The following is a 22,454-nucleotide window of genomic DNA, read 5'->3' on the forward strand; positions in this document are numbered from 1 at the left end:
CGAAACTACTCCTGGCAGATCATTATTTTTATTGCGCCCTGTACCGAGCGCGATTTAACCGTACGGGTGACGGTCTTTTTGAAAACTGGAAAAACGCAACGCCCCAACTTTTTCACGCCCACCAGTGAGAAAAAGTTCCGTTGCAGGCTAAATATTTACGAGCAGTGCAACCATGATGCCAATTCAAACGGTTGTATTATTTAAATGTACTTTTGGCTGTGTTTCGATTTGTGACTCTATAGCCACTTAATGAATCGTCAGATTTCAGTCGCCAAATTTAAGCCCTGTCCTACAATATGGCTCGACAAGTCATACAAGCACCGATCTAGACGCATATATTCAAAAACTCATGGACATTTTATAAAACTCAAGATCAAGGCTTTCCTTAGCTTAAGATCTAAAGGCGGGCACTTTCATTCCTTTGAGTAACAAAAAAGTGTTACCAGCTTGCGCCGGTAACACTTTTAAATGGGCTGATGCCATCCCGTTAGAATTGCTCTAACACGGGCTTTTGCCGCTTTTAAGCAAGGCTCTTGCTAACCACCTCATACACATCACTGGATAGCTCGCCGGAGGCAACAATACGCTCCAGCTCAGCCTTCATCAGTGCCTGCCGTGCTGGCGCATATTTGCGCCAGCGAGTCAGGGGCGCCAACAAGCGCGATGCGATCTGAGGATTAAGCGCATTGAGCGTAATGACTTGGTCAGCCAGGAAGCGATAACCGCTGCCATCGGCGTTGTGGAAATTGATCAGATTCTGGCCGGCAAATGCACCGATCAATGCACGGACCTTGTTCGGGTTTTTCAGGGTAAACGCTGGATGCTCCATCAGCGCTTTCACCCGCTCCAAGCCACCCGGCAACCCGCTGGCTGCCTGAACACTGAACCACTGATCCATGACCAACGCATTGTCTTTGAAGTGCTCAGCAAAGCTTGCCAATACCTGGCTACGCTCATTGCTGAATGGCGAGTTGACCAAGACCGCCAACGCGGTCAACTGCTCAGTCATATTGTCACTGTTTTCAAACTGATCCATACAGGCTGCCACAACTTCTGGCGTGGCATCGAGCATCAGGTAAGACAAGGCAATATTCTGCAAGCTACGACGAGCAAAATGCTCGGCTTCGGCAACATATTCACTGTTACGGGAAATATCCCGATTGGTTTGGTAACGCGCCCAAAGCGCATCATGAAGGGCTTCGGCTAGCTGGATGCGAGCAAACTCACGGGCTTGGTGAATCGCTTCTACATCGGCGACCTCGCTGATTTCAGTCAGATAGGCTTCACCCGGTAGCGAGAGCATTTCCGCAACCATGGCCTGATCCAACTGGTTATCGTCAAGAACCGTACGCAGGGCACTGACCAAACGCTGATCCATTACCAGTGCTTCGCCATTTTGCTGCTGACCTATCAGCTCTTGCAGCACTTGCACAGATAATTGCTGGCCGGCTTCCCAGCGATTGAAACCATCGCTGTCGTGCTGCATCAAGAACATCAGTTGATCGCGGCTATACGGGAAGCTCAATTTCACTGGCGCGGAGAAACCGCGCAACAGCGAGGGCAAAGGCTGCTCAGCGACATTGATAAACGTCAGGGTCTGCTCGGCCTGATCAATCGAGAACACACGGCTGAGGGAATCAGTTGCGCCCTGCTCACCTTCAAGCTGCAATGCCAATGGCTGGCCTTGCGCACCCAGCAGTCCCAACTCCACAGGGATGACAAAGGGTAGTTTTTCGGTTTGCCCAGGTGTAGCCGGGCAGCTTTGTTTAAAGCTCAGGCTGTAACGCTGGCTGGCAGCATCATAGGACTCGCTGACCGCCAAACGTGGTGTGCCTGCCTGGCTGTACCAGCGTTTGAACTGAGTCAGATCGATGCCACTGGCATCTTCCATCGCCTTGATAAAGTCGTCACAAGTCACCGCTTGCCCATCATGACGCTCAAAGTACAGATCGCTGCCTTTGCGGAAGCTCTCAGTCCCCAGCAGTGTGCGGATCATGCGCACCACTTCCGAACCTTTCTCGTAAACCGTCAGTGTGTAGAAGTTGGAAATTTCAATAAAGGCGTCCGGGCGCACCGAATGGGCCAGCGGACCCGCATCTTCGGCGAACTGGTGGGTACGCAGGTAAGCGACATCTTCAATGCGCTTGACCGTGGCTGAGTTCATATCGGCACTGAACTGCGAATCACGGAATACCGTAAAGCCTTCTTTCAATGACAGTTGGAACCAGTCACGACAGGTCACGCGGTTGCCTGACCAATTGTGGAAATATTCATGGGCAACAATCGCCTCAACCCGCTGGTGTGCAGCATCGGTTGCGGTTTCAGCGCGAGCCAAAACGGCGCTGGAGTTGAAGATATTCAGGCCCTTGTTTTCCATGGCACCCATATTGAAATCGTTGACCGCAACAATCATGAAGATGTCCAGATCGTATTCACGGCCGTAGGCTTCTTCATCCCAGCGCATGGACTTCTTCAGGCTGTTCATGGCGTGCTGACATTTGTCGACGTTTTCCGGCTCGACATAGATGCGCAGCGCCACTTCGCGCTGGCTCATGGTGGTAAAGGTATCTTCGATACACCAGAGGTCACCGGCCACCAAGGCAAACAGATAGGCAGGCTTCATAAACGGATCCTCCCAGGTTGCCCAGTGGCGGCCGTCTTCTTCGCTGCCACTGGCAATTGGGTTGCCGTTGGAGAGCAGCACTGGATAATCGTGCTGCTGAGCGCTCAGGGTAGTGGTGAATTTGCTCATCACGTCCGGGCGATCAAGGTAATAGGTGATCTTGCGAAAGCCTTCGGCTTCACATTGGGTGCAAAACATGCCGCTGGACTTATATAAGCCTTCAAGTGCGGTGTTGCTTTCTGGGTGAATTTTCACCGTGGTGTCGATGACAAAGTTAGGGCTATCGGGCTGCAGCGTCAGCGTCACGTCTGTCAGCTGATAATCGGCTGCCGTTAGCTGGCGGTCATTGAGCGCAATCGAGATCAACTCAAGCTCTTGCCCGTCCAGTTCAAGTGCAGGTAGATCGGCACTCAAGGCAGGATTACGCCGCATCACCAGTTGGGCATGAACCAAGCTGTGGTCATCAAACAGCTCGAAGGTCAGGTGCGTTTCATCGATTAAATAATCCGGCGCCTTATAGTCTTTCAGGTAGATCATCTTCGGTTGTTCGGTACGCATGGTCGCCTCTCTTGATTGAGCCGCTTGCAAAAATTAATTGTGCCCAGACCGGCGAGAATACAGCCAGCCCGGCACCACTTGAATCGACTTCGGTCTCAGTTACTGCTCACGGCCAACTGATACGCCGTGTACTTACGGATATTGATCACACCGGTATCAAACAACAGATACTGGCCCTTGACCCCAGTCAGGGTCCCTTCGGCAATTGGGTTTTTATCCAGATTAAAACTGCTGATCTTCGGCGGATAAGCGTCAATTGGGTAGGCGATTTCCAGCGCCTGCGCGTCAGTCACCGGCTGAATGGCTTGAATACCAAAGCGTTGTTGCAATTGCTGCATACCCGCGGCGCAGGCGCTGAGAATTTCATCACGCACGGCCTTGAGGTCAACCGGCACGGCATCGCCTTTGAGCAGTGCGCGCCAGTTAGTTTTATCCGCTACCTGACTGCGCAATAAGTCTTCAACGAAGCCCGACTGCTGGCGTGTTGCAACCCGCATGATCGGCAGCGCTTGTATGGCACCCTGATCGATCCAGCGGGTCGGTACCTGGGTGGCTCGGGTAATCCCGACTTTAACCCCGGACGAATTGGCCAGATAAACCACATGATCGGTCATACAGAACTGTTCGCCCCAGTTCGGCTCACGGCAAGTGCCTGCATCGTAATGGCAACGCTCTGGGCTCATGATGCAGATATCGCACTGGGCGAGTTTCTGCATGCAGGGATAACAATAGCCTTGGCTAAAACTGGTTTTGGTTTTACGACCGCAATGGCTGCAATGGATCGCACCCAAAAACTCCAAGCGCACCGTCTTGCCGATCAGCGGGTTGACCGCAATCTGCTGATCATCCAGACGAAAAGAATACTGCACCGGGCTTTCCAACCGCGCCGACATTTTGCTCAGCGCACCGCGCCCCAACTCATTCATTAACAACCGCCACTCTCAGATCAGTGCACTGTATCGGAAGATTTAAACAACAGGTTTGGCACCGGCTCGGACTTAGAGCTGCACTCTTGCGGCCCCATGTAACCGATACGTTCCTCTTCCGGTAGGTTTTTAATTTCCCAGGCTATCAGCGCCTGCAAGCTCAACTCTTTTTGCTCTTGAGTCAGCTTGCGACCATCTGGCCATTTACCAATCTCTACCGCCAGTTTCAGGCTTTGATAGATTTCGGGGGTTATGTTTTCGATCGTTTCCAAAAAAGACGACATATACCGCCTCCACAAATAGTTCGATATGTTAACAGGCAGTTAGCTGCGGGCGCGCTGCCACAACCCACCACACAGCCCAGTCAGGCAACCCGCAACCAAACCGCCAACATGCGCGGCGTTAGCGATGGAGCCAAATTGCAATAACTCAAATACACCTGTCATGCACACCAACAGCCAGACCAGCATCATTACCAGCACGCCGGGCGGCAGTCGGTATGACGGGTTGGGCGCGAGGCGCTGATAGATCCAACAATGGCCAAGCAAACCGTAAAGCACACCCGACAAGCCACCAAAGAGCGAAGGCCCTGCGAAACTGTATTGGGCCACGTTTGAAGCCAGACTGAAGACTAGCGTCAACCCCAGCAAGACAAGCGCACCCTGATAGGACTCGATGCGCCTGCCCAGCTCCCAATACCACAGGCTATTCATCGCCAGGTGCAAGAAGCCAAAGTGAATCAGCATGGGCGTAATTAACCGCCACCATTGCCCCCCCTGCAGGGTTTGTTCAGCCGAGCTGAAATAGATGTAATCGCCCTGAATTTTGAAGTCGACAAAGCTCAGCCAGCGAATCGCCGAAAAATTATCACCGAGCAAGGTGATCGCCGCGACCACAAAGGTCAGCAGCAATAACGCGCTGGTCAGTGGGTTATTTTTAATCTGCTGGACGAACCCAGGTCGCGTGGCGGTTGGCACGGCGGAGGTTTCTATCTGGGCTTCATTATTGCCTTCCGGGTACCGGCTATAAAGCTCGCGTACCTGCTCTGCCAATGATTCACCGGGCACCCACAACACTTGCTCACCGCCCTCTTCACTGACACGGTGTGGCACCTTCAAGCGCTGCAACAAAGCAACAAAACCAGTCAAATTGGTGTGCGTGGGTAAGCGTAAAACAGCGACGGGGCTCATTTTGGGGCCTCCGGTTTCTCCACTTCAACCCAGACAAATTTACTCGAATCCAAACGATGCTCCTGATCAAGACGGTATGCGACTAAACGGCCGTACATGACGGCGCTGTAGTCCAGGCACGCCAAGTTGGCGCGGATAGGTGCCGGTTTACCGCTGCGCCAGTAATGACCGACAAACAATAGAGGTTGGTCGGCGCCATACCTGAGCAGTTCGTTTTTTTGCATTTCTGACAAGGGCGTTTGCGCGGCTAACTCAGGCAAAGCGTCGGGCTGGAATACTATATCGCCGTATGTTTGTGGGTTTTCTTCCCAAAATTTAGTGCGGAAAAAAGAGCGAGTGAAACCGTCATCACTGGTCAGCGTCATGCCATGGGGCAAGCGCATGTCCGTACCACGCAGCAAACGGTTGAATGCGGTATTGGCGAAACTACCATGCTCGGCTGCCGCCTTCACGAACGCTTGATTAATGCGACCGTCAGGGAACTGCGCACGTAATGGAGTAATGAGTTCATCGTCCCAGCAGGCGTGCACAGCGCGAAACCGCCCCGCATCAATAAACAGCGGCAACTGATAGAACCACTCAAGACTTTCACGCCACTCGGCAGGATACGCAGCGTATTGCTGCAGGGTTTCCTCGATCATGCGGCCGTGCCGGGCGTTGTGCTCACGGACAAACTGACGAGCACTGCCTGGATGGGCAGGCGTGGTCCATGCCAATGCATTAAATTCATGGTTGCCCATGATGCACACCGCCGACCCAGCATCGACCATGGCGCGCACCAGGTTCACGGCTTCGCGTATCCGTGGGCCACGATCAACGATGTCGCCAAGGAAAATCGCCATACGCGTAGGGTGACGCCAAACGCCGCCCTCTAGCCGATAATCCAGCTTATCCAGCAAGCGTGCCAGTGTTCGGGCACAACCGTGGATATCACCGATCAGGTCGTAACTTCGCTCAGGGTCCAGGCGCATTTACTCGCCTCCACCACCAAGACGGCTGCCCCAACCTAACTTGGTGCGGCAGACTTCGTAATAGTTGTGATCGAGTGGATGAATCAAACACAACTTTTGCGGCTTCTTGCGAATGGTCACAGTATCGCCTGGGGCGCAGGTGAAGTGGTTTTGCCCGTCACATGAGACCTGCGGATAAATTTGCAGGTCTTTGGAAACGACAATTTTCAACTCACTATTGCCATCCACTACAATCGGCCGGCTCGACAAGGTGTGCGGATACATCGGCACGATCACAATTGCATCCAGCTTGGGATGCATAATCGGGCCACCGGCAGACAGCGCATAAGCCGTCGAGCCGGTTGGGGTTGAGACAATCAAACCGTCAGCTTTCTGGCTGCAAACAAACTGGCCGTCGATAAACAGTTCAAACTCGATCATCCGCGTCGACTTGCCCGGGTGCAGCACAACATCGTTGAGCGCATCACCCTGGCCGATGGCCTCAGCGTTGCGCCGTACTTCTGTTTCGAGCAAAAAGCGATTTTCAGTTAAATAGTTGCCGTCCAGCACTTCAGCGACTTTGACTTCAAGCTCATCAGGACGGATGTCCGTCAGAAACCCCAGGCTGCCACGGTTAACCCCAAGCACGGGGATCTTATGCCGGGCCAAGGCACGGGCAGCGCCGAGCAGACTGCCATCACCGCCGACGACGATCACCAAGTCACAGATTTCACCGAGATTCTTCCGCGAAGAGGTCTGCAGGCCGTGGCCGGGCAGGACTTCAGCAATCGAGTCCTCAAGAATCACATGGGTGTGCCGGTCGAGCAGGAACTTCTTCAGTCGACGAATAGTGTCGAGCACCTGCGTGCTGCCAAGGCGACCAATGATGCCGATATTCCGAAATTGCTCCATGGTGCTCCCGCAGGCTGAATCTTTAGAGAGTTAGATTATGGTCGAAAGCCTGCAAGCGCAGCAAACTTGAGCCTCTAAACCCGTCAAGCGGGTAGCCGCCAAATCAAGCATCCAGACTCCATAGATGGGTGCATTTGCGCCAATTACAAGCGCTTAAGAAGTCACAACCCTTACTTACTGACAGGTAAATAACGCTATGCTGGTGTAATGAATTTGTTTCGCTCACTCAACGATCTTCCGGCCCGCCTCCTGCAACCAGCTGTGCGCGACTTGGCGTGGGTAATACTTGCCCCACCGCTTTTAAGCGAGACACCCACCCGCCAACGTCACCCGTTAACAGCCAGCCGCTGGGCCCGTGAGCCGCAATTGCTGGCAGATTGGCTGCTAACCCTGGATAACGATTGCTCGAGCCTGACCCATTGGTTGGCCAAGCGCTCGGTGCGCCGCCTGGGCCTCTATTACGAGCGTCTGTGGCAGTTCGCCCTGAATGCAGCACCGGATGTAGAGATTCTCGCGGCAAACCTGCCGATTCGCCGCGAAGGGCACACCCTGGGTGAGCTGGACCTGATCCTGCAGGACGCGGAAGGCCTTCATCATCTTGAGTTGGCCATCAAACTTTACCTAGGCGAACAATTTTCCAGCGGCACTGCCAACCATCACTGGCTCGGCCCTGGCAGCCGTGACCGACTGGACTTGAAGCTGAGCCACATCACGGCGCATCAACTCCCGCTGTCGAAAACCGAGCAAGCCCTGTCCACGCTGGCCCGGGAAGGGATAAACAGCCAGTCGGTTCAAGCCTCGATGTGGGTTGCCGGCTATTTGTTTTACCCATGGCCAAAGGGTTGCCTACCCCCGACCGGGGCTCACCCTGAGCATTTACGCGGCAATTGGGTTCATCAGTGCGATTGGCCGAGGCTGCTGGCCGAACACCCAGGGGCGAGCTGGCAAATTCTGCCACGCCATGACTGGCTTGCTCCGGCACGAATCAGCCAAGCCAATCACTGGTCCAATGACCAGCTGCCCATATGGTTTGCCACCCTCGAAGCCAACACCAATGCGCAATTACTGGTTCGACTGGAACAAGGTCCGGAGGGCTATTGGCTGGAGCAGCAACGCGTGTTTCTAGTCAGTGACAGCTGGCCAGAAACACTTAAACCCTATCGATAAACCGTCCGGGTGTGGCTACGCGCAGCTTGCCCTCCGTGGCTCAGCCAAGTAGCCCGAATGTTTGCGACTGCAAATAATGGATAAAAAAGCATTATCCACCCCACCAAACAGATGCTTATTGTGCCTGCATCGCTTTAAGGATTTTCTTGCCAGCACGACCGTCATAGGGCTGCAAGCCTAGGCGCTTCTGCTCTTCAACGATGGCTTTACGGGTATTGGTGCCGATCAAACCATCAGCCTCGCCAATGTCATAGCCACGGGCAAGCAATAACTGCTGAAGTTGCTTGCGCTCGGCACGACTAAGCCCTGGATCATCTGTGGGCCACGGCGTCACGAGTTCACCGCCGCCGCGCAGGCGATCAGACAGATGAGCAATGGCCAACGCATAGCTTTCAGCCGCGTTATAGGAGTAAATCGCATCGAAGTTGCGCATGACAATAAATGCCGGCCCCTTAGCGCCTGCGGGCAGTAAAATACCAGCCGGCGTATCGCTTGGTGTGATGGCCGACCCATCGACCTTGACCACCCCGCGGGCGACCCAGTCTTTCAGCGGACGCTTGTTTTTACGCCCTGTTCCTGAGGTGTTGAATCCCGCTGGCAGCTTAACTTCGTACCCCCAAGGCTGGCCGGTACGCCAGCCAGAACGCTTGAGGTAGTTCGCGGTTGATGCCAACGCATCCGGGATGCTCGCCACCAGATCACGGCGACCATCACCGTCACCATCAACCGCAATACGCTGATAGGTAGAAGGCATGAACTGGGTGTGACCAAAAGCCCCCGCCCAGGAACCGTTCAATTCTTGAGCCTGGATATCCCCGGATTGCAGCAACTTCAAGGTGGCGAAAAACTCGCCCTGGAAGAACGCCTGGCGCCGCCCATAACACGACAATGTACTAAGCGAGGTCAGCAAAGGACGCTTGCCGAAGGTTTTACCGTAATCGCTTTCAACGCCCCAGACCGCAACCACAGTGGCTGCATCGACACCGTAGGTGCGCGATACTTTAGCCAGGGTATCGGCGTGCTCCTTGAGCATCTGCCTGCCTTCATCGACACGCTGCTGATCGACCAAAGCCGCGAGATAATCCCAGATTGGGGTGCTGAATTCTGGCTGGGAATCCAGCAGTTCGAGCACACTCATGTCAGGCTCAAGGGTTTGGGTGTAACGGTCGAAGGTCGCGCCAGAGACGCCCTTGGCCATAGCTTGACCACGCAAGCCACCCAGGCACTGCTGAAAAGAGGCGGCCTGGGCCTGGGTTGCAAAAGCGCCTGCACTGAGCAATATCGCGCCTATACCGGTGATAACGTTGTTCATCGCATAATCCCTGATACTTAAACCGGTCCATCAGGCCGAGCGAAAACGACTGCGCCAGTACGTTTCAGCAGGCCTGCCATAAAGCGGACAGTGTAGTGTTCAGAGAGGCGTTAGTCGCGCCAGTTCCGTTACCGGCTTTTTGCCAAGGCTGCTGCGCGCCCCTGCAAGCCCCCGGTATGGACAAAGATCAGTCTTGTTCCAGGTGGAAATGCACCCTGCTCGATCTGTTCGCGCAAGGCCAATAGAGCCTTGGCCGTGTACAGCGGCTCAAATTGCATATCGGCCTCGTTTTCACAGGCCTGCATAAAATCCAGCAGCTCTGGGTCAACCTTGGCAAAGCCACCGCGCGCCGCATCCAACAGCCGGTATCCCTGATCAGCCAGCAGTGCCTGACTCAGCAGGTCGGAAATCTGCTGCTCTGCACCATGCCTTGCCGGAACAGCTAAAGCGCCATAAACCGGGTGCGCGTTAGCCTCGGCCATGACCAGACCTGCCAAGGTGGTACCCGTTCCAACTGCCAGCCACCAGGCGTGATAATCCGGCCAGTTGATCTGCTTAAGTTGGCTGCGCACCAATGCCACCAAAGGCTGACAACCTTGTGCGCCCAGTAAGCCGCCACCGCCTTCAGGCACAGGCTGCAAATGAGGATAACGCAGTCGCCAAGGCTGCCAGAACCCAGGCAAATTGCGCGCGCGATAGCCACCGTAACCCAGCCAGTGCAGCTGCATGCCTAACTGTTCAAGCTCAAGGCTGGTAGGCGTCAGCTGTTGATTTCCGCGTAACAGACCGACAGTTTGAAAGCCAAAGCGCTGACCCGCAGCAGCCAATGCGTGCAAATGGTTTGAGTGGGCACCCCCTAAGCTGATAAGCCCCTGAGCACCTTGTTCGGCGGCAGCATTAAGGTGCGGTGCCAGCTTGAACCATTTGTTGCCGCTGACCTGCCGGTCAATCATGTCGAGACGCAGGACAGCCACCTCAACACCGGAATTTGCCAGCCAATGCAGGTTTAACAGTTGCAAAGGTGCTGTTGGCGTCCAGTCGATGAAGTTCAAGGCAAATCAACCCACGGTGCGCATGCGCGCGTCATCCTTGTGCCGGGCGCAACAGTTGGAGTCACCGGGTTTGAAACGACTAGGGGCATCGACTCGGTCAATCCGAATCGCACAACGCTGACCATTGGCCAGCAGTGCTTCGCAAGCGGGCTGCTGATAGTGCGCCAACCACTGAGTGTACTGCTCCTCAGAGACAAAGCATTTGGATGCAGCATAGGCAAAGGGATTTTCCTGATAACGGGCGATATCTTGCAGGGCGATGGTTAAGTGTCCGGCCCCAGGATGATAAACCACAAATACCATGCCCAAGTTGGACAAACGCTCAAGAATCTGACCATCACTTTGCCCAGCCAACTGCTCACGCTCGGCGCTCAGGCGCTCAACCTCCTGCTGCAGCTTGCCGTCCTGCTCCTGACGATACGCCAACTCGACATCACGAATGGCTATCTGCTCTTTAAACTCAACCACAGCCGAGGCAATTTTTGCCTGCATTTCACTGTCGAACTGCGTGCGCATCAGATCGATCTCGCTGCGCCCGTTGGTTTGTAACGTGCGCAGTTGTTCGGTCATTTTTTCGCGCGATGACTGAAAGCTTGCCGCTTGTTCTGCAAGCTGCTTTTTCAAGTCCGCATTCAGTGCTTGCTGCTGAAGCAAGGACTTCTGGATAAGGGCAATTTTTGCTTCGAGTAACTGGCTCTGTTGCGCGCTGGCCAATTTAAGCTTTGCCAGCTCTTCTTCGTGCTGAAGACTCAGGCTGCCGATACGCAAACGCTGCTGTTTGATCAACTGCGCAGCTTTTAGGCGTTGTTCCTGATTGAGTTTTTCCGCAACCTTTTCCGCTTCTTCAGTGGCAGGGTCAGCTGAGTACCACTTGTCATCTGAAACCATTTGCAAGCGTTCAGGCGCAACTGATTGCGTACTGTCATTTTCAACCAGCAGCCCCAGATGATTGGCCTTAACGATATCGCGCAAAATAACCAGGTCGTTCTGGCCCGGTGCCAGATTGGGGTCCCACAGGTGCATTTGGTGCCAAGACACAGGGCACTGGCTACGACACGCCAATCGAATCGGCCCCGCCCCCATGTCAGGCCCGCGCCCAGACTTTTCGGCCAGATGCTGCAGCGGGATATTCCAGCCGTTATCCGGTATGCCCTTCTCATCAAAGTCGAGGTAGAAGAACACCACTGAACGGATCATCAACCGTGGGTTGATCATCACATAGGCCGCCCGCACTTGTTGATCGGCGAACTCAGGCATATTGACCATGCCATCAAGCAGGGCCTCAAACTCAGTGAAGAACATTTGCTTGCAGACACCACCGTGTTCACTGAAGAACATTACGGCATCAACCATCTGCGGCTTGTTCTGCATGCTCATCCAATTCCCTCAAAACTAGATTGGCGGTGCCCGCTGAGCATCGCACATGGCTATGAGCCTGTAACCAAAGGATCCAAGCACTGTTGAGCGATGATAACGCCTAGAAGTACACATCATTAATTGACGCGCACCAGCAGTCAGGCGCAAGACGACCGTTTGAGCAAGTCTAGGGGAAAAGCCAATCCCAGCAATGTGACTGGGTTGGCAGTCGCCTCCCCACAATAGCGAGACGACCTAACTGCACAGCAAAAGTGTGATGGGATTGGTACAAACTGTCAGCATTCGACATTTTATGTCAGCTGCAGCGACATTAGCTGCAGCAATCAAGAGAGGGTCACAGTGCCCGATCAACTCAGGCACTGCTCAGAGCTAGACAGCGCCGCGCAGACGCTTACCCATTTCATCGCCCAAAGCCTGCAGGCCACTCATCGGCCGAATCATGACCTCAAAATCAACGATTTGGCCCTGCTCGTTAAAGCGCACCATATCGATGCCCTTTAGCTCACGATCCGCCACTTTGGCGCTGAACTCCAGCACCACATTTAACCCGTCTGCCGAGACCAGTTCGCGGTGGTAGGTGAAGTCTTCAAATACCTGAATAACGGTATTCAAGATCATCGCGACCATGCCCGCGCCCGCATAGGGCTTGAACGCCATCGGCGAGCGAAAGACGGCATCGGGATGGAGCAGTCCAGGCAGGCCGCTCAGGTCCTTGCTGGCAATCATTGCATGCCATTGCTCCATGGCTGGAGCAATGTTCGGCTTAACGGCTAACAGGGTCATCACTGCACCTCACTGTGGGTTTATTGATTAAATCTCAGCCGCCAATCGAGACCCTTGATTGATTGCCCGCTTGGCATCCAGTTCGGCAGCCACATCCGCGCCCCCAATCAGGTGCACGCTTTGGCCTGCGGCCTGCAAGCCGTCCTGCAGTTCACGCAGCGGATCCTGACCGGCGCAGACAATAATGGTGTCGACCGGCAACACCTGAGCTTCGGCATCGGCAATGCTGATATGCAAGCCGGCATCGTCAACCTTCAGGTACTGCACATTGTTGAGCATCTGCACCTGCTTATTCTTCAACCCGGCACGGTGAATCCAGCCAGTGGTCTTACCCAAGCCATCGCCCACCTTGGTCTTTTTGCGCTGCAACAGAAATACCTGCCGCGCAGGTGCATGAGGCTCAGCTGCGATACCGGCAACACCGCCTCGCGCTTCAAGCTGACCATCAATACCCCACTCTTTCCAAAACGCCTCGCGGTCAAGGCTGGTAGCCGTACCCGCATGGGTTATGAACTCAGAAACGTCAAAGCCGATACCACCTGCACCGATGACCGCAACCTTCTCACCGACAGGTTTACGCTGCAAAATTGCATCGAGATAGTTGATGACCTTAGCGTTATCGATACCCGGAATTTCCGGGGTACGCGGCGCAATACCGGTTGCCAAAATCACTTCATCAAAACCGCCAGCCACCAGCTCCTCGACATTAACCCGAGTATTCAGCCGCAGGTTGACCCCGGTGGTTTCCAGCTTGCGCTTGAAGTAACGCAGGGTTTCAAAGAATTCTTCTTTGCCCGGAACACGCTTGGCAACGTTGAACTGCCCGCCGATCTCGGCTGCGCTATCAAACAAGGTCACCTGATGGCCGCGCTCGGCGGCCACTGTCGCGGCGGCGAGGCCGGCAGGACCTGCGCCAACCACGGCGATGTTTTTAACCTGAGTGGCGGCGATGTAATTCAACTCGGTTTCATGGCAGGCACGGGGGTTAACCAGGCAACTGGTTAACTTACCGCCAAAGGTATGATCCAGACAGGCCTGGTTACAGCCGATGCAGGTGTTGATCTCGTCAGCACGGCCTTGCGCAGCTTTATTAACAAAGTCAGGGTCAGCCAAGAATGGACGCGCCATTGAAACCATATCAGCATCACCTTCAGCCAATACTTGCTCGGCAATTTCTGGTGTGTTGATGCGATTGGTGGTGATCAGCGGAATCGACACCGACCCGCGCAACTTTGCCGTCACCTTGGTAAAGGCTGCACGCGGGACTTTAGTGGCGATGGTTGGAATACGTGCTTCATGCCAGCCAATACCGGTGTTGATCAGCGTCGCACCGGCTTTCTCGATGGCCTGAGCCAACTGCACAATTTCTTCCCAGGTGCTGCCGCCTTCAACCAGGTCAAGCATCGACAGGCGATAAATAATAATGAAATTGGGACCCACGGCTTCGCGCACGCGGCTAACGATTTCAACTGGCAAACGCATACGGTTTTCGTAGCTTCCACCCCAACGGTCGGTGCGCTGGTTGGTGTGCGCAGCGAGAAACTGGTTAATGAAGTAACCTTCGGAACCCATGATTTCGACGCCATCGTACTCAGCCTGTTGCGCCAGCTCCGAGCACGTCACGAAATCCTGAATCTGTTTCTCAATGCCCTCTTCATCTAATTCAGTGGGCTTGAACGGGTTGATCGGCGCTTGAATCGCACTGGGGGCGACTGACTTAGGGCTGTAGGCATAACGACCTGCGTGAAGAATCTGCATGCAGATTTTGCCATCAGCCTCATGCACTGCGCGGGTGACGATCTTGTGCTGTTCGGCTTCTTCAACAGTGGTCAACTTAGCCGCGCCAGAATACACGCCACCTTCAACGTTGGGGCCAATGCCGCCTGTAACCATCAGGCCAACACCACCACGGGCACGCTCGGCGAAATAAGCGGCCATACGCTCAAAGCCACCTGCCTTCTCCTCCAGCCCGGTGTGCATTGAGCCCATCAGCGTGCGGTTTTTCAGGGTGGTAAAGCCAAGGTCCAACGGAGCTAGCAGATTCGGGTACAGAGCGCTCATGGAAGTCTCCACATCAAGCATTAACATTCACGGTATGCCGCAATTTCATTGGATACAGACGCCTCATCAGTGCACTGAAAAAAGCCAGTACGATGGGTTGGGTGCCTGCATGCGAATCACGATCGGTATGTAAACCAAGATAAATAGCCCAAGCGCACAGCTCAATGACCCTAACTAACAACTTATTGATCCAAATGCGCAGCAAGCGCTTGGCAACAGCTTCGCGCTCCCCTACCCTGAGAATCGAATTCTCAACGCTAAACGACCATGCGCCTATTTATTACTCTCAGCATTCTTATCCTCGTGCTCGGCAGCGCCGGTGGCTATGTCTATTGGGCGCAGCAACGCCCTGATGTCGGCATCATCCTCACCGACCTCAGCAGCGAAATCAGCGTTAACCAAGGTAGGCCCGGTGATCGCGGTAATCTGCTTGGTGTTCAGCCGCTACTGTTTGCCAGTGACTACCAGAGCCGCGAGACCTTGCACCTGAAGCTTGCTGCCTACCTTGAAAAGGCCCGCAGTGAGGGCCTGATAAGTGCCAAAACCATTGCCATTCTGCCCGAGCACATTGGCACTTGGTTGGTCGCCGCGGGCGAGAAGCCCGAGTTTTATAAAAGTGACAGCTTGCAAGAAGCGGTCAAATGGCTAGCCGCCAGTCATCCACTTGGCGTGCCGCAAGCCCTGCTCGGCACGCCAAGTAATAAAGATTTCAGCGATGCACTATTCCGCCTCAAAGCCGAACAAATGGCAGCTGATTACCAAACACTGTTCAGCGGTCTGGCCAAAGACTTTGGCATCACCTTGGTTGCCGGCTCGATCGTATTGCCTGAGCCCCGCAATGAAGACGGTACGCTGCGCATTGGCGATGGTCCGCTGTACAACATCAGCGTGGTTTATGGCGCAGACGGCAAAATCATCGGCCAGCCACAGCGCAAGATTTACCCATCAAGCCGCGAGCGCAGCATTATCGCCGCCGCGCCTATTGAGCAACTGCAAACATTCAACACCCCGGCCGGGCGTCTGGCGGTACTTATCGGCACCGACAGCTGGTATCCAGCCAGTTACGCCGCACTGGCCAAGCAGCATATTGAGCTTTTAGCAGTACCCGGCTTTGTTAAGGGCAAGACCCAGTGGAACAAGCCCTGGAAAGGCTACAAGCACGCCGCCAAGCCACAGACGCCAACCTTGGCTGATGACAGCGTCAGTGAAGGTGAAGCCTGGCAACAACTGGCGATACCCAATCACCTAAAAGACAGTGGCGCACGGGCCGGTGCCATGGTGTTTATGCGCGGGCAATTGTGGCGCATGGGGATTGATGGGCGCAGCGTTGTAAGCGACGGCCAGAACCATGCAATTGCTGGCGATAAGCGCGGCGCCCACCTCGTCAATCTATGGCTGTAAAAGGCCCGCGTATACGCCTTGGGGATCTGTCTGTAGGCTTTGTGGACAGCTTGACCGAGGCAATGCGCAGCTACGGTCAAAATCCATCCGCACTGCTTGAAGGGTACGGTCTTGACCCGGCACGCCTGGCAAGCCCACGTGCACGCATGTCCATACCGCGTTATATGCGCCTGGGCCACGCAGCGATTGAACAAACCCAGCAGCCCGGGCTTGGCCTGACCATGGGTAAACTCAGCCGCCTTAGCCAACTGGGGCTCGCCGGAGTAACCGCAGCCCAGGCACCAACAGTGCGAGAGGCGGCGCGCAGCCTGATTCGCTTCGAACCGCTGTACGCCTCAAACTATCGCGGCCACGCCAACTTTGTTGAAGACAACCAAGGTGCCTGGCTGCGCTTTTATTCGATCAGCCCGTACAACGCCTATAACCGCTTTGTAATTGACTCTGTGCTTGCCGGCTGGGCTCAGCAATTAGGACAGGTTGCTCAGCAACCAATCATTCCTGAACGCGCGCACATTGAGTTTCCGGCCCCCAGCTACAGCGGCGAATACGAAGCCGCACTGGGGTGCACCGTTGACTTTGCTGCGCAGCACAACCAACTGCGCCTGAGCCAGGCCATGCTCACCCTGCGCAACCCACAACACTGCCCCAGCACATGGCTGCACTTACTTGAGTTGTGCGAGCGAGAACTGGAGCAATTGACCCGCACGCGCAGCTTGCGCGAGCGCATTATTCAATTATTGGGGCCGCTACTACACGGTCGCGAACCCGACTTGCAGGAAGTGGCCACACGCCTACAAATGCCGACGTGGACATTGCGTCGCAAGCTGGCGGAGGAAGGGACTCAGTTTCGCGCAATCCTCAATGAGACACGCCATGATCTGGCAGTGGCTTACATACGCGATACCGAATTGGCATTTGGTGAGATTGCCTACTTGCTAGGCTTTGCCTCTGCCGAGGCCTTTCAGCGTGCATTTAAACGGTGGAACCAGCAAACCCCAGGCGAATTTCGCCGAGCACAGCGCCTTACGCTTTAGCCAGGCAGAATGGCTTGAGAGGCTGGATTAAAGCTCAGTGGCATCTTCCGTCAGCTCCGGTACATCCAACTCAACGGCGTGCGCTTCCAGCAACTCTTCTTGATAGTCTTCCATAGCATCACCTTTCTCTTGATTGATCGACGCGAGACCGCGCAGGTGCAGTTTAGAAAGCCAAGATGACGCTTGAATGACAGCAAATTGCAGGCAATAAAAAACCCTCAGATATTGCTATCTGAGGGTTTCGTATTTGGCGCAGCGGACGGGACTCGAACCCGCGACCCCCGGCGTGACAGGCCGGTATTCTAACCAACTGAACTACCGCTGCATGTTCGTTGGGCTTACACCCTAAAACACGTTACTTCATCTGGCAGTACAACCAAGTTGGCTTGTGCTTACCTCATGCCGAGTAAACTCGTCATGGAAAATATGGCGCAGCGGACGGGACTCGAACCCGCGACCCCCGGCGTGACAGGCCGGTATTCTAACCAACTGAACTACCGCTGCGCATTTTCTTGGACTTTCATCCAAATCACAAAGTGGTGGGTGATGACGGGATCGAACCGCCGACCCTCTGCTTGTAAGGCAGATGCTCTCCCAGCTGAGCTAATCACCCTTGCCTTTGCGAGGACGCGAAATTTACGCGTGGGCCGCACCTAAGTCAATACCCTGCTTAAAGTTTTTCTTAAAACAGGGTAAATAAATTGAATTAATGAGGTGGCCAATATGCGAGTGATCATTTGCTGATCAAGCCGATACAGAATAGCCCTGCGCAGTCGAATAAAAACCGGTTAGACGCAGAATGCGAGAATGTGAAGCTTGCCCAGCGAAGAGTCGATTAACAACTCCAATAGCTGCGCTGCAAATGGCGGAAGAAAAAATCGTCACCCGCCTACCGGGCACAGATACAGGTTGGCGAGTGATCTACTGGTAAATCATCTTCTTGGTCATGCCACCGTCAACCACAAACTCTTGCCCAGTGACAAAGCCGGCGCGACTCGACAGCAACCACGCCACCATCGCCGCTACATCCTGCACATTGCCCACACGCCCCGCTGGGTGCTGGGCATGATCCGAGGCCGTTAGAGGCTCAGCACGCTGCTCACTGAGGTCTCGCGTATCAATCCAGCCCGGACTTACGGCATTAACCCGGACATCTGGCCCCAGACTGATCGCCAGCGAGTGAGTCAGGGCCAGCAAACCACCCTTGCTCGCAGCATAGGCCTCAGTGCAGGCCTCGGATTGATGGGCGCGGGTTGAAGTCAGGTTGACGATAGCACCCCGGTGCGCGCGCAAATACGGCACGCAGTGCTTGGCCAGTAGCATCGGTCCGGTCAAGTTAATTGCCAGGGTCTTGTTCCAGCGCGCCAGATTGAGGCTTTCAAGATCAAGACTGTGCGGCTCAGACACCGCTGCATTGCAGACCAACGCATCAAGCCGACCAAATTGCCCGAGAACCTGCGCCACACCCGTTGCGACCTGCTCTTCATCAGCGACATCCATGGCCACGAACCAGGCGTTTTCACCCAGCGCTTTAGCAACCTTAGCGCCGCGAGCGCGATCCAAGTCGGCCAACACCACATGCCAACCCTCAGCAATCAACCACGCACTGATGCCCATACCGATGCCGCGCGCAGCACCGGTAACCAGCGCGACCTTGCCGGTGGCTGCAGGGCCGACATCGAGGGCCCAGTCGGCGTCAGCTTGATCGCTCAAAGCGCTGCCAGACCACGCGCCAGATCCGCCTGCAGATCCAACACATCTTCAAGACCGACAGCCACGCGAATCAGATTATCGCCAATCCCAGCGTTTGCGCGCTCTTGCGGTGACAGGCGACCGTGGGAAGTGGTTGCCGGATGGGCGATGGTGGTTTTGGTATCACCCAGGTTAGTGGTGATCGATATCACCCGCGTGGCATCGATAAAACGCCATGCTGCTTCTTTACCACCCGCAACCTCAAAGCTGAGCACCGCACCAAAGCCACTTTGCTGACGCTTGGCCAGCTCATGCTGTGGATGGCTTGGCAACCCGGCGTAATACACATGTTCAACCCCTGGCTGCTGCTCCAACCACTGCGCCAACTGCTGAGCGCGAGCGCAATGCGCCTGCATGCGCACACTGAGGGTTTCCAAGCCCTTGAGGAAGATCCATGCATTGAATGGACTCAGGGTGGGCCCAGCCGTGCGCAGGAAGCCAACGACTTCCTTCATCAACTCGCTACGACCCGCAACCACACCGCCCATACTGCGACCTTGACCATCGATGTACTTGGTCGCTGAGTGCATAACCACATCGGCACCCAGCGTCAGAGGACGCTGCAGTGCCGGGGTGCAGAAACAGTTATCGACGGCGAGCAATGCACCGTTACTGTGGGCGATCTCAGCCAAAGCCGCGATATCAACCAACTCGGCCAGAGGATTTGAGGGCGACTCAACAAACAACAGCTTGGTGTTTGGTTTGAATGCCGCAGACCAGGCGTTTAGATCAGACAGCGGCACATAATCGACTTCAACCCCAAAGCGCTTGAGATATTTTTCAAACAAGCTGATGGTCGAACCAAATACACTGCGCGAGACCAGCACATGGTCACCGCCAGAGCACAGACTCATGACAATCGACAGAATCGCAGACATCCCAGTGGAGGTCGCTACTGCCTGCTCAGCACCCTCCATCGCCGCAATACGCTCTTCGAAAGCACGCACGGTTGGGTTGGTGTAGCGCGAATAGACGTTACCGGGCACTTCACCGGCAAAGCGCGCAGCAGCATCAGCTGCGGTGCGAAATACATAGCTGGAGGTTGGGTACAGCGCTTCGCTGTGCTCCCCTTCGGGCGAGCGATGCTGACCGGCTCGAACCGCCAGGGTTTCAAAGCCAACACCTTCCAGGTCACTGTCCAGACGTCCGGCATCCCAGTCTTGAGACATCTTGCTTTCCTCTCTAACTAAAGCTCTGGCTAACTAAAGCAATGGGGCCGCATAAGCGGCCCCAAGGTATCAATTGTTGTACAAATCAATAATCGCACTGACAGCTTGCGATTTGATTTTGGTCGAGTCATTCCGCGCTTGCTCGATTTTGTTCAGATAGAACTCATCGACATCGCCGGTGATGTACTCACCGTTAAACACCGCGCAATCAAATTTATCGATTTTGATCTTGCCGCCACCAACGGCATCTATCAAGTCCTCAAGGTCTTGATAGACCAACCAATCAGCGCCGATCAACTCGGCAACTTGTTCAGTGGTGCGGTTGTGCGCGATCAGCTCATGGGCACTTGGCATGTCGATACCGTAAACATTCGGATAACGTACAGCCGGTGCTGCAGAACAGAAGTAAACATTCTTAGCCCCAGCTTCACGGGCCATCTGGATAATCTGCTTGCAGGTGGTGCCCCGCACGATCGAGTCATCGACCAGCATGACGTTCTTGCCGCGGAACTCAAGCTCAATGGCATTGAGTTTCTGGCGTACAGACTTCTTACGCGCTGCCTGGCCCGGCATGATGAAGGTACGGCCGATATAGCGGTTCTTAACAAAACCTTCGCGAAACTTCACACCCAGGTGGTTGGCCAACTCCAACGCCGCAGTGCGGCTGGTGTCTGGAATAGGAATAACCACATCGATATCGTGATCAGGACGCTCGCGGGCAATTTTCTCTGCCAGCTTCTCACCCATGCGCAGACGCCCTTTGTACACCGAAACGCCGTCCATGATTGAATCAGGACGCGCCAGGTAAACGTGCTCAAAGATGCACGGGGCATATTGCGGGTTAGTCGCACACTGGCGGGTAAACAACTTGCCATCTTCAGTGATATAGACCGCTTCGCCGGGGGCCAGATCACGGATCAGGGTAAAGCCGAGCACGTCCAGAGAAACGCTTTCCGAAGCGATCATGTATTCAACGCCTTCATCGGTGTGGCGCTGACCAAAGACGATTGGGCGAATACCGTGGGGATCGCGGAAACCGACAATACCGTAGCCCGTGATCATGGCAACTACGGCGTAACCGCCTACACAGCGCTCGTGAACCTCACTGACGGCGGCGAATACATCTTCTTCAGTCGGCTGCAACTTACCGCGCTGGGCCAACTCGTGGGCGAACACATTGAGCAGCACTTCGGAGTCCGAGTTGGTGTTGACGTGGCGCAGGTCAGATTCGTAAATCTCCTTGGCCAGCTGTTCAACGTTGGTCAGGTTACCGTTGTGCGCCAAGGTAATGCCGTATGGCGAGTTTACGTAAAAGGGTTGTGCTTCAGCCGAACTGGAACTGCCAGCCGTTGGGTAGCGCACATGGCCAATACCCATATGCCCGACCAGACGCTGCATATGGCGCTGCTGGAAGACATCACGCACCAGACCATTGTCTTTGCGCAAGAACAGGCGACCATCGTGACTGGTCACAATACCGGCAGCGTCCTGGCCGCGGTGCTGTAGAACGGTTAAACCGTCATACAGCGCCTGATTGACGTTCGATTTACCGACGATACCGACAATGCCGCACATGTGGCGCAACCCCTACGTAGAGAAACAGACTAAATCGCAATGCACTCATTGCAGCCCCAATTAAGGCTGCGTGAGAACCTGTTTAAACGGCAGCTCAGCCGGAGCACTGATGCCACTCGCAAGCCACTCACTGGACATTCCTAAAATAAGGTTCTTTGACCAGTCAGCAACCAATAAAAAATGCGGCACCAGCGTTGATTGCTGCCACCACGGATCCTCTTGTACCGGGGCCAGGCTCACCAGCCCGACCAGTAACACAACCAACAAACCACCCCGCGCAGCCCCAAAGACCATGCCGAGAAAACGATCGGTGCCCGATAAACCCGTCACCCGAATCAACTCGCCAAGCAGGTAATTGACCAGCGCACCGACCATCAGGGTGGCAATAAATAGCAAGGCACAGGCGGCGATGACTCGAGCCGACGGCGTTTGAATAAAGCCTTCTAAATGGTGCGACAGTGCGCCGCCAAACATCCAGGCAACAGCGCCCGCAATGATCCAAGTCAGCAACGATAAGGCTTCTTTGACGAAGCCACGGCTTAGACTGATCAAACTTGATACGCCAATGACGGCGATAATGGCCCAATCGACCCAGGTAAATACCACGGTTCA

At 54.8% G+C, this 22,454-nt stretch carries 18 protein-coding genes and 3 tRNA genes; 3 read left to right on the forward strand and 18 right to left on the reverse strand.

Translation table 11 applies throughout. The features are described 5' to 3' along the window. Window positions 1–520: 520 nt before the first annotated feature. From pepN to ACIGCM_RS01990, 6 genes are all read right to left on the reverse strand, one after another. Window positions 521–3,181: an aminopeptidase N gene (gene pepN / locus ACIGCM_RS01965; protein ID WP_397500358.1), complete on the reverse strand. Its 2,661-nt coding sequence runs from the start codon at window positions 3,179–3,181 to the stop codon at window positions 521–523. A 95-nt stretch (window positions 3,182–3,276) separates the two neighbouring features. After that, a complete protein-coding gene (locus tag ACIGCM_RS01970; RefSeq protein ID WP_397500359.1) occupies window positions 3,277–4,107 on the reverse strand; it encodes a DUF2797 domain-containing protein in 831 nt (276 codons plus the stop codon). A gap of 20 nt (window positions 4,108–4,127) precedes the next feature. Next, complete coding sequence (locus ACIGCM_RS01975; RefSeq protein WP_397500360.1) at window positions 4,128–4,391, reverse strand: YeaC family protein; 264 nt, start codon at window positions 4,389–4,391, stop codon at window positions 4,128–4,130. Between the two features lie 39 nt (window positions 4,392–4,430). After that, on the reverse strand, window positions 4,431–5,297 hold the full coding sequence (locus ACIGCM_RS01980) for a rhomboid family intramembrane serine protease (protein WP_397500361.1): 867 nt from the start codon (window positions 5,295–5,297) through the stop codon (window positions 4,431–4,433). Then, a complete protein-coding gene (locus ACIGCM_RS01985) occupies window positions 5,294–6,268 on the reverse strand; it encodes a metallophosphoesterase (RefSeq protein WP_397500362.1) in 975 nt (324 codons plus the stop codon). Before ACIGCM_RS01985 ends, ACIGCM_RS01980 begins: the two co-directional genes overlap by 4 nt. Beyond that, window positions 6,269–7,159: an NAD(+) kinase gene (locus ACIGCM_RS01990; protein ID WP_010483042.1), complete on the reverse strand. Its 891-nt coding sequence runs from the start codon at window positions 7,157–7,159 to the stop codon at window positions 6,269–6,271. 207 nt (window positions 7,160–7,366) lie between these two features. Here ACIGCM_RS01990 and ACIGCM_RS01995 point away from each other — a divergent pair, with 207 nt between their 5' ends. After that, on the forward strand, window positions 7,367–8,326 hold the full coding sequence (locus ACIGCM_RS01995; RefSeq protein WP_397500363.1) for a DUF1853 family protein: 960 nt from the start codon (window positions 7,367–7,369) through the stop codon (window positions 8,324–8,326). Window positions 8,327–8,441: 115 nt separating this feature from the next. Here ACIGCM_RS01995 and ACIGCM_RS02000 read toward each other — a convergent pair whose 3' ends face one another. The 5 genes from ACIGCM_RS02000 to ACIGCM_RS02020 all read right to left on the reverse strand — a co-directional run bounded on the left by ACIGCM_RS02000 (window position 8,442) and on the right by ACIGCM_RS02020 (window position 14,911). Further along, window positions 8,442–9,638 (reverse strand): lytic murein transglycosylase, encoded by a 1,197-nt coding sequence (locus ACIGCM_RS02000; RefSeq protein ID WP_397500364.1) that lies wholly within the window; start codon window positions 9,636–9,638, stop codon window positions 8,442–8,444. Window positions 9,639–9,766: 128 nt separating this feature from the next. After that, window positions 9,767–10,690: a 1-aminocyclopropane-1-carboxylate deaminase/D-cysteine desulfhydrase gene (locus ACIGCM_RS02005; RefSeq protein WP_397500365.1), complete on the reverse strand. Its 924-nt coding sequence runs from the start codon at window positions 10,688–10,690 to the stop codon at window positions 9,767–9,769. A gap of 6 nt (window positions 10,691–10,696) precedes the next feature. Next, entirely contained in the window at window positions 10,697–12,067 is a 1,371-nt protein-coding gene (locus ACIGCM_RS02010) for a chromosome partitioning protein ParA (protein WP_397500366.1), read from the reverse strand. A 369-nt stretch (window positions 12,068–12,436) separates the two neighbouring features. After that, window positions 12,437–12,850, reverse strand: a complete 414-nt coding sequence (locus tag ACIGCM_RS02015) for a nuclear transport factor 2 family protein (protein WP_397500367.1) — start codon at window positions 12,848–12,850, stop codon at window positions 12,437–12,439. Between the two features lie 27 nt (window positions 12,851–12,877). Then, complete coding sequence (locus ACIGCM_RS02020) at window positions 12,878–14,911, reverse strand: FAD-dependent oxidoreductase (protein WP_397500368.1); 2,034 nt, start codon at window positions 14,909–14,911, stop codon at window positions 12,878–12,880. Window positions 14,912–15,178: 267 nt separating this feature from the next. On the opposite strand from ACIGCM_RS02020, the gene ACIGCM_RS02025 reads away from it, so the two are divergent. Then, a complete protein-coding gene (locus ACIGCM_RS02025) occupies window positions 15,179–16,312 on the forward strand; it encodes a carbon-nitrogen hydrolase family protein (RefSeq protein ID WP_397500369.1) in 1,134 nt (377 codons plus the stop codon). Beyond that, complete coding sequence (locus ACIGCM_RS02030; protein WP_397500370.1) at window positions 16,303–17,346, forward strand: AraC family transcriptional regulator; 1,044 nt, start codon at window positions 16,303–16,305, stop codon at window positions 17,344–17,346. The genes ACIGCM_RS02025 and ACIGCM_RS02030 overlap by 10 nt, the downstream gene beginning before the upstream one ends. A gap of 248 nt (window positions 17,347–17,594) precedes the next feature. Here ACIGCM_RS02030 and ACIGCM_RS02035 read toward each other — a convergent pair. The 7 genes from ACIGCM_RS02035 to ACIGCM_RS02065 all read right to left on the reverse strand — a co-directional run bounded on the left by ACIGCM_RS02035 (window position 17,595) and on the right by ACIGCM_RS02065 (window position 22,448). Next, window positions 17,595–17,671, reverse strand: a tRNA-Asp gene (locus ACIGCM_RS02035). Between the two features lie 102 nt (window positions 17,672–17,773). Further along, window positions 17,774–17,850, reverse strand: a tRNA-Asp gene (locus ACIGCM_RS02040). Between the two features lie 33 nt (window positions 17,851–17,883). After that, window positions 17,884–17,959: transfer RNA gene (locus ACIGCM_RS02045), tRNA-Val, on the reverse strand. Between the two features lie 308 nt (window positions 17,960–18,267). Next, a complete protein-coding gene (locus tag ACIGCM_RS02050) occupies window positions 18,268–19,059 on the reverse strand; it encodes an SDR family oxidoreductase (RefSeq protein ID WP_397500371.1) in 792 nt (263 codons plus the stop codon). Continuing rightward, window positions 19,056–20,267: an O-succinylhomoserine sulfhydrylase gene (locus tag ACIGCM_RS02055; protein ID WP_397500372.1), complete on the reverse strand. Its 1,212-nt coding sequence runs from the start codon at window positions 20,265–20,267 to the stop codon at window positions 19,056–19,058. The genes ACIGCM_RS02050 and ACIGCM_RS02055 overlap by 4 nt, the downstream gene beginning before the upstream one ends. Window positions 20,268–20,336: 69 nt before the next feature. After that, window positions 20,337–21,842 carry an amidophosphoribosyltransferase gene (gene purF / locus ACIGCM_RS02060; protein WP_397500373.1) on the reverse strand — a complete coding sequence of 502 codons (1,506 nt, stop codon included), beginning with the start codon at window positions 21,840–21,842 and terminating at the stop codon, window positions 20,337–20,339. Between the two features lie 60 nt (window positions 21,843–21,902). Continuing rightward, a complete protein-coding gene (locus tag ACIGCM_RS02065) occupies window positions 21,903–22,448 on the reverse strand; it encodes a CvpA family protein (protein WP_339485765.1) in 546 nt (181 codons plus the stop codon). Window positions 22,449–22,454: the final 6 nt, after the last annotated feature.

This window comes from Pseudomonas sp. NPDC078700 (assembly GCF_044542375.1).
Lineage (GTDB): Bacteria > Pseudomonadota > Gammaproteobacteria > Pseudomonadales > Pseudomonadaceae > Aquipseudomonas.

Excerpts from the sequence above, each read along its gene's own strand:
- pepN (WP_397500358.1), bottom strand. The coding sequence starts at position 3,181 with ATGCGTACCGAACAACCGAAGATGATCTACCTGAAAGACTATAAGGCG.
- ACIGCM_RS01970 (WP_397500359.1), bottom strand. The coding sequence starts at position 4,107 with ATGAATGAGTTGGGGCGCGGTGCGCTGAGCAAAATGTCGGCGCGGTTG.
- ACIGCM_RS01975 (WP_397500360.1), bottom strand. The coding sequence starts at position 4,391 with ATGTCGTCTTTTTTGGAAACGATCGAAAACATAACCCCCGAAATCTAT.
- ACIGCM_RS01980 (WP_397500361.1), bottom strand. The coding sequence starts at position 5,297 with ATGAGCCCCGTCGCTGTTTTACGCTTACCCACGCACACCAATTTGACT.
- ACIGCM_RS01985 (WP_397500362.1), bottom strand. The coding sequence starts at position 6,268 with ATGCGCCTGGACCCTGAGCGAAGTTACGACCTGATCGGTGATATCCAC.
- ACIGCM_RS01990 (WP_010483042.1), bottom strand. The coding sequence starts at position 7,159 with ATGGAGCAATTTCGGAATATCGGCATCATTGGTCGCCTTGGCAGCACG.
- ACIGCM_RS01995 (WP_397500363.1), top strand. The coding sequence starts at position 7,367 with ATGAATTTGTTTCGCTCACTCAACGATCTTCCGGCCCGCCTCCTGCAA.
- ACIGCM_RS02000 (WP_397500364.1), bottom strand. The coding sequence starts at position 9,638 with ATGAACAACGTTATCACCGGTATAGGCGCGATATTGCTCAGTGCAGGC.
- ACIGCM_RS02010 (WP_397500366.1), bottom strand. The coding sequence starts at position 12,067 with ATGAGCATGCAGAACAAGCCGCAGATGGTTGATGCCGTAATGTTCTTC.
- ACIGCM_RS02015 (WP_397500367.1), bottom strand. The coding sequence starts at position 12,850 with ATGACCCTGTTAGCCGTTAAGCCGAACATTGCTCCAGCCATGGAGCAA.
- ACIGCM_RS02020 (WP_397500368.1), bottom strand. The coding sequence starts at position 14,911 with ATGAGCGCTCTGTACCCGAATCTGCTAGCTCCGTTGGACCTTGGCTTT.
- ACIGCM_RS02025 (WP_397500369.1), top strand. The coding sequence starts at position 15,179 with ATGCGCCTATTTATTACTCTCAGCATTCTTATCCTCGTGCTCGGCAGC.
- ACIGCM_RS02030 (WP_397500370.1), top strand. The coding sequence starts at position 16,303 with ATGGCTGTAAAAGGCCCGCGTATACGCCTTGGGGATCTGTCTGTAGGC.
- ACIGCM_RS02055 (WP_397500372.1), bottom strand. The coding sequence starts at position 20,267 with ATGTCTCAAGACTGGGATGCCGGACGTCTGGACAGTGACCTGGAAGGT.
- purF (WP_397500373.1), bottom strand. The coding sequence starts at position 21,842 with ATGTGCGGCATTGTCGGTATCGTCGGTAAATCGAACGTCAATCAGGCG.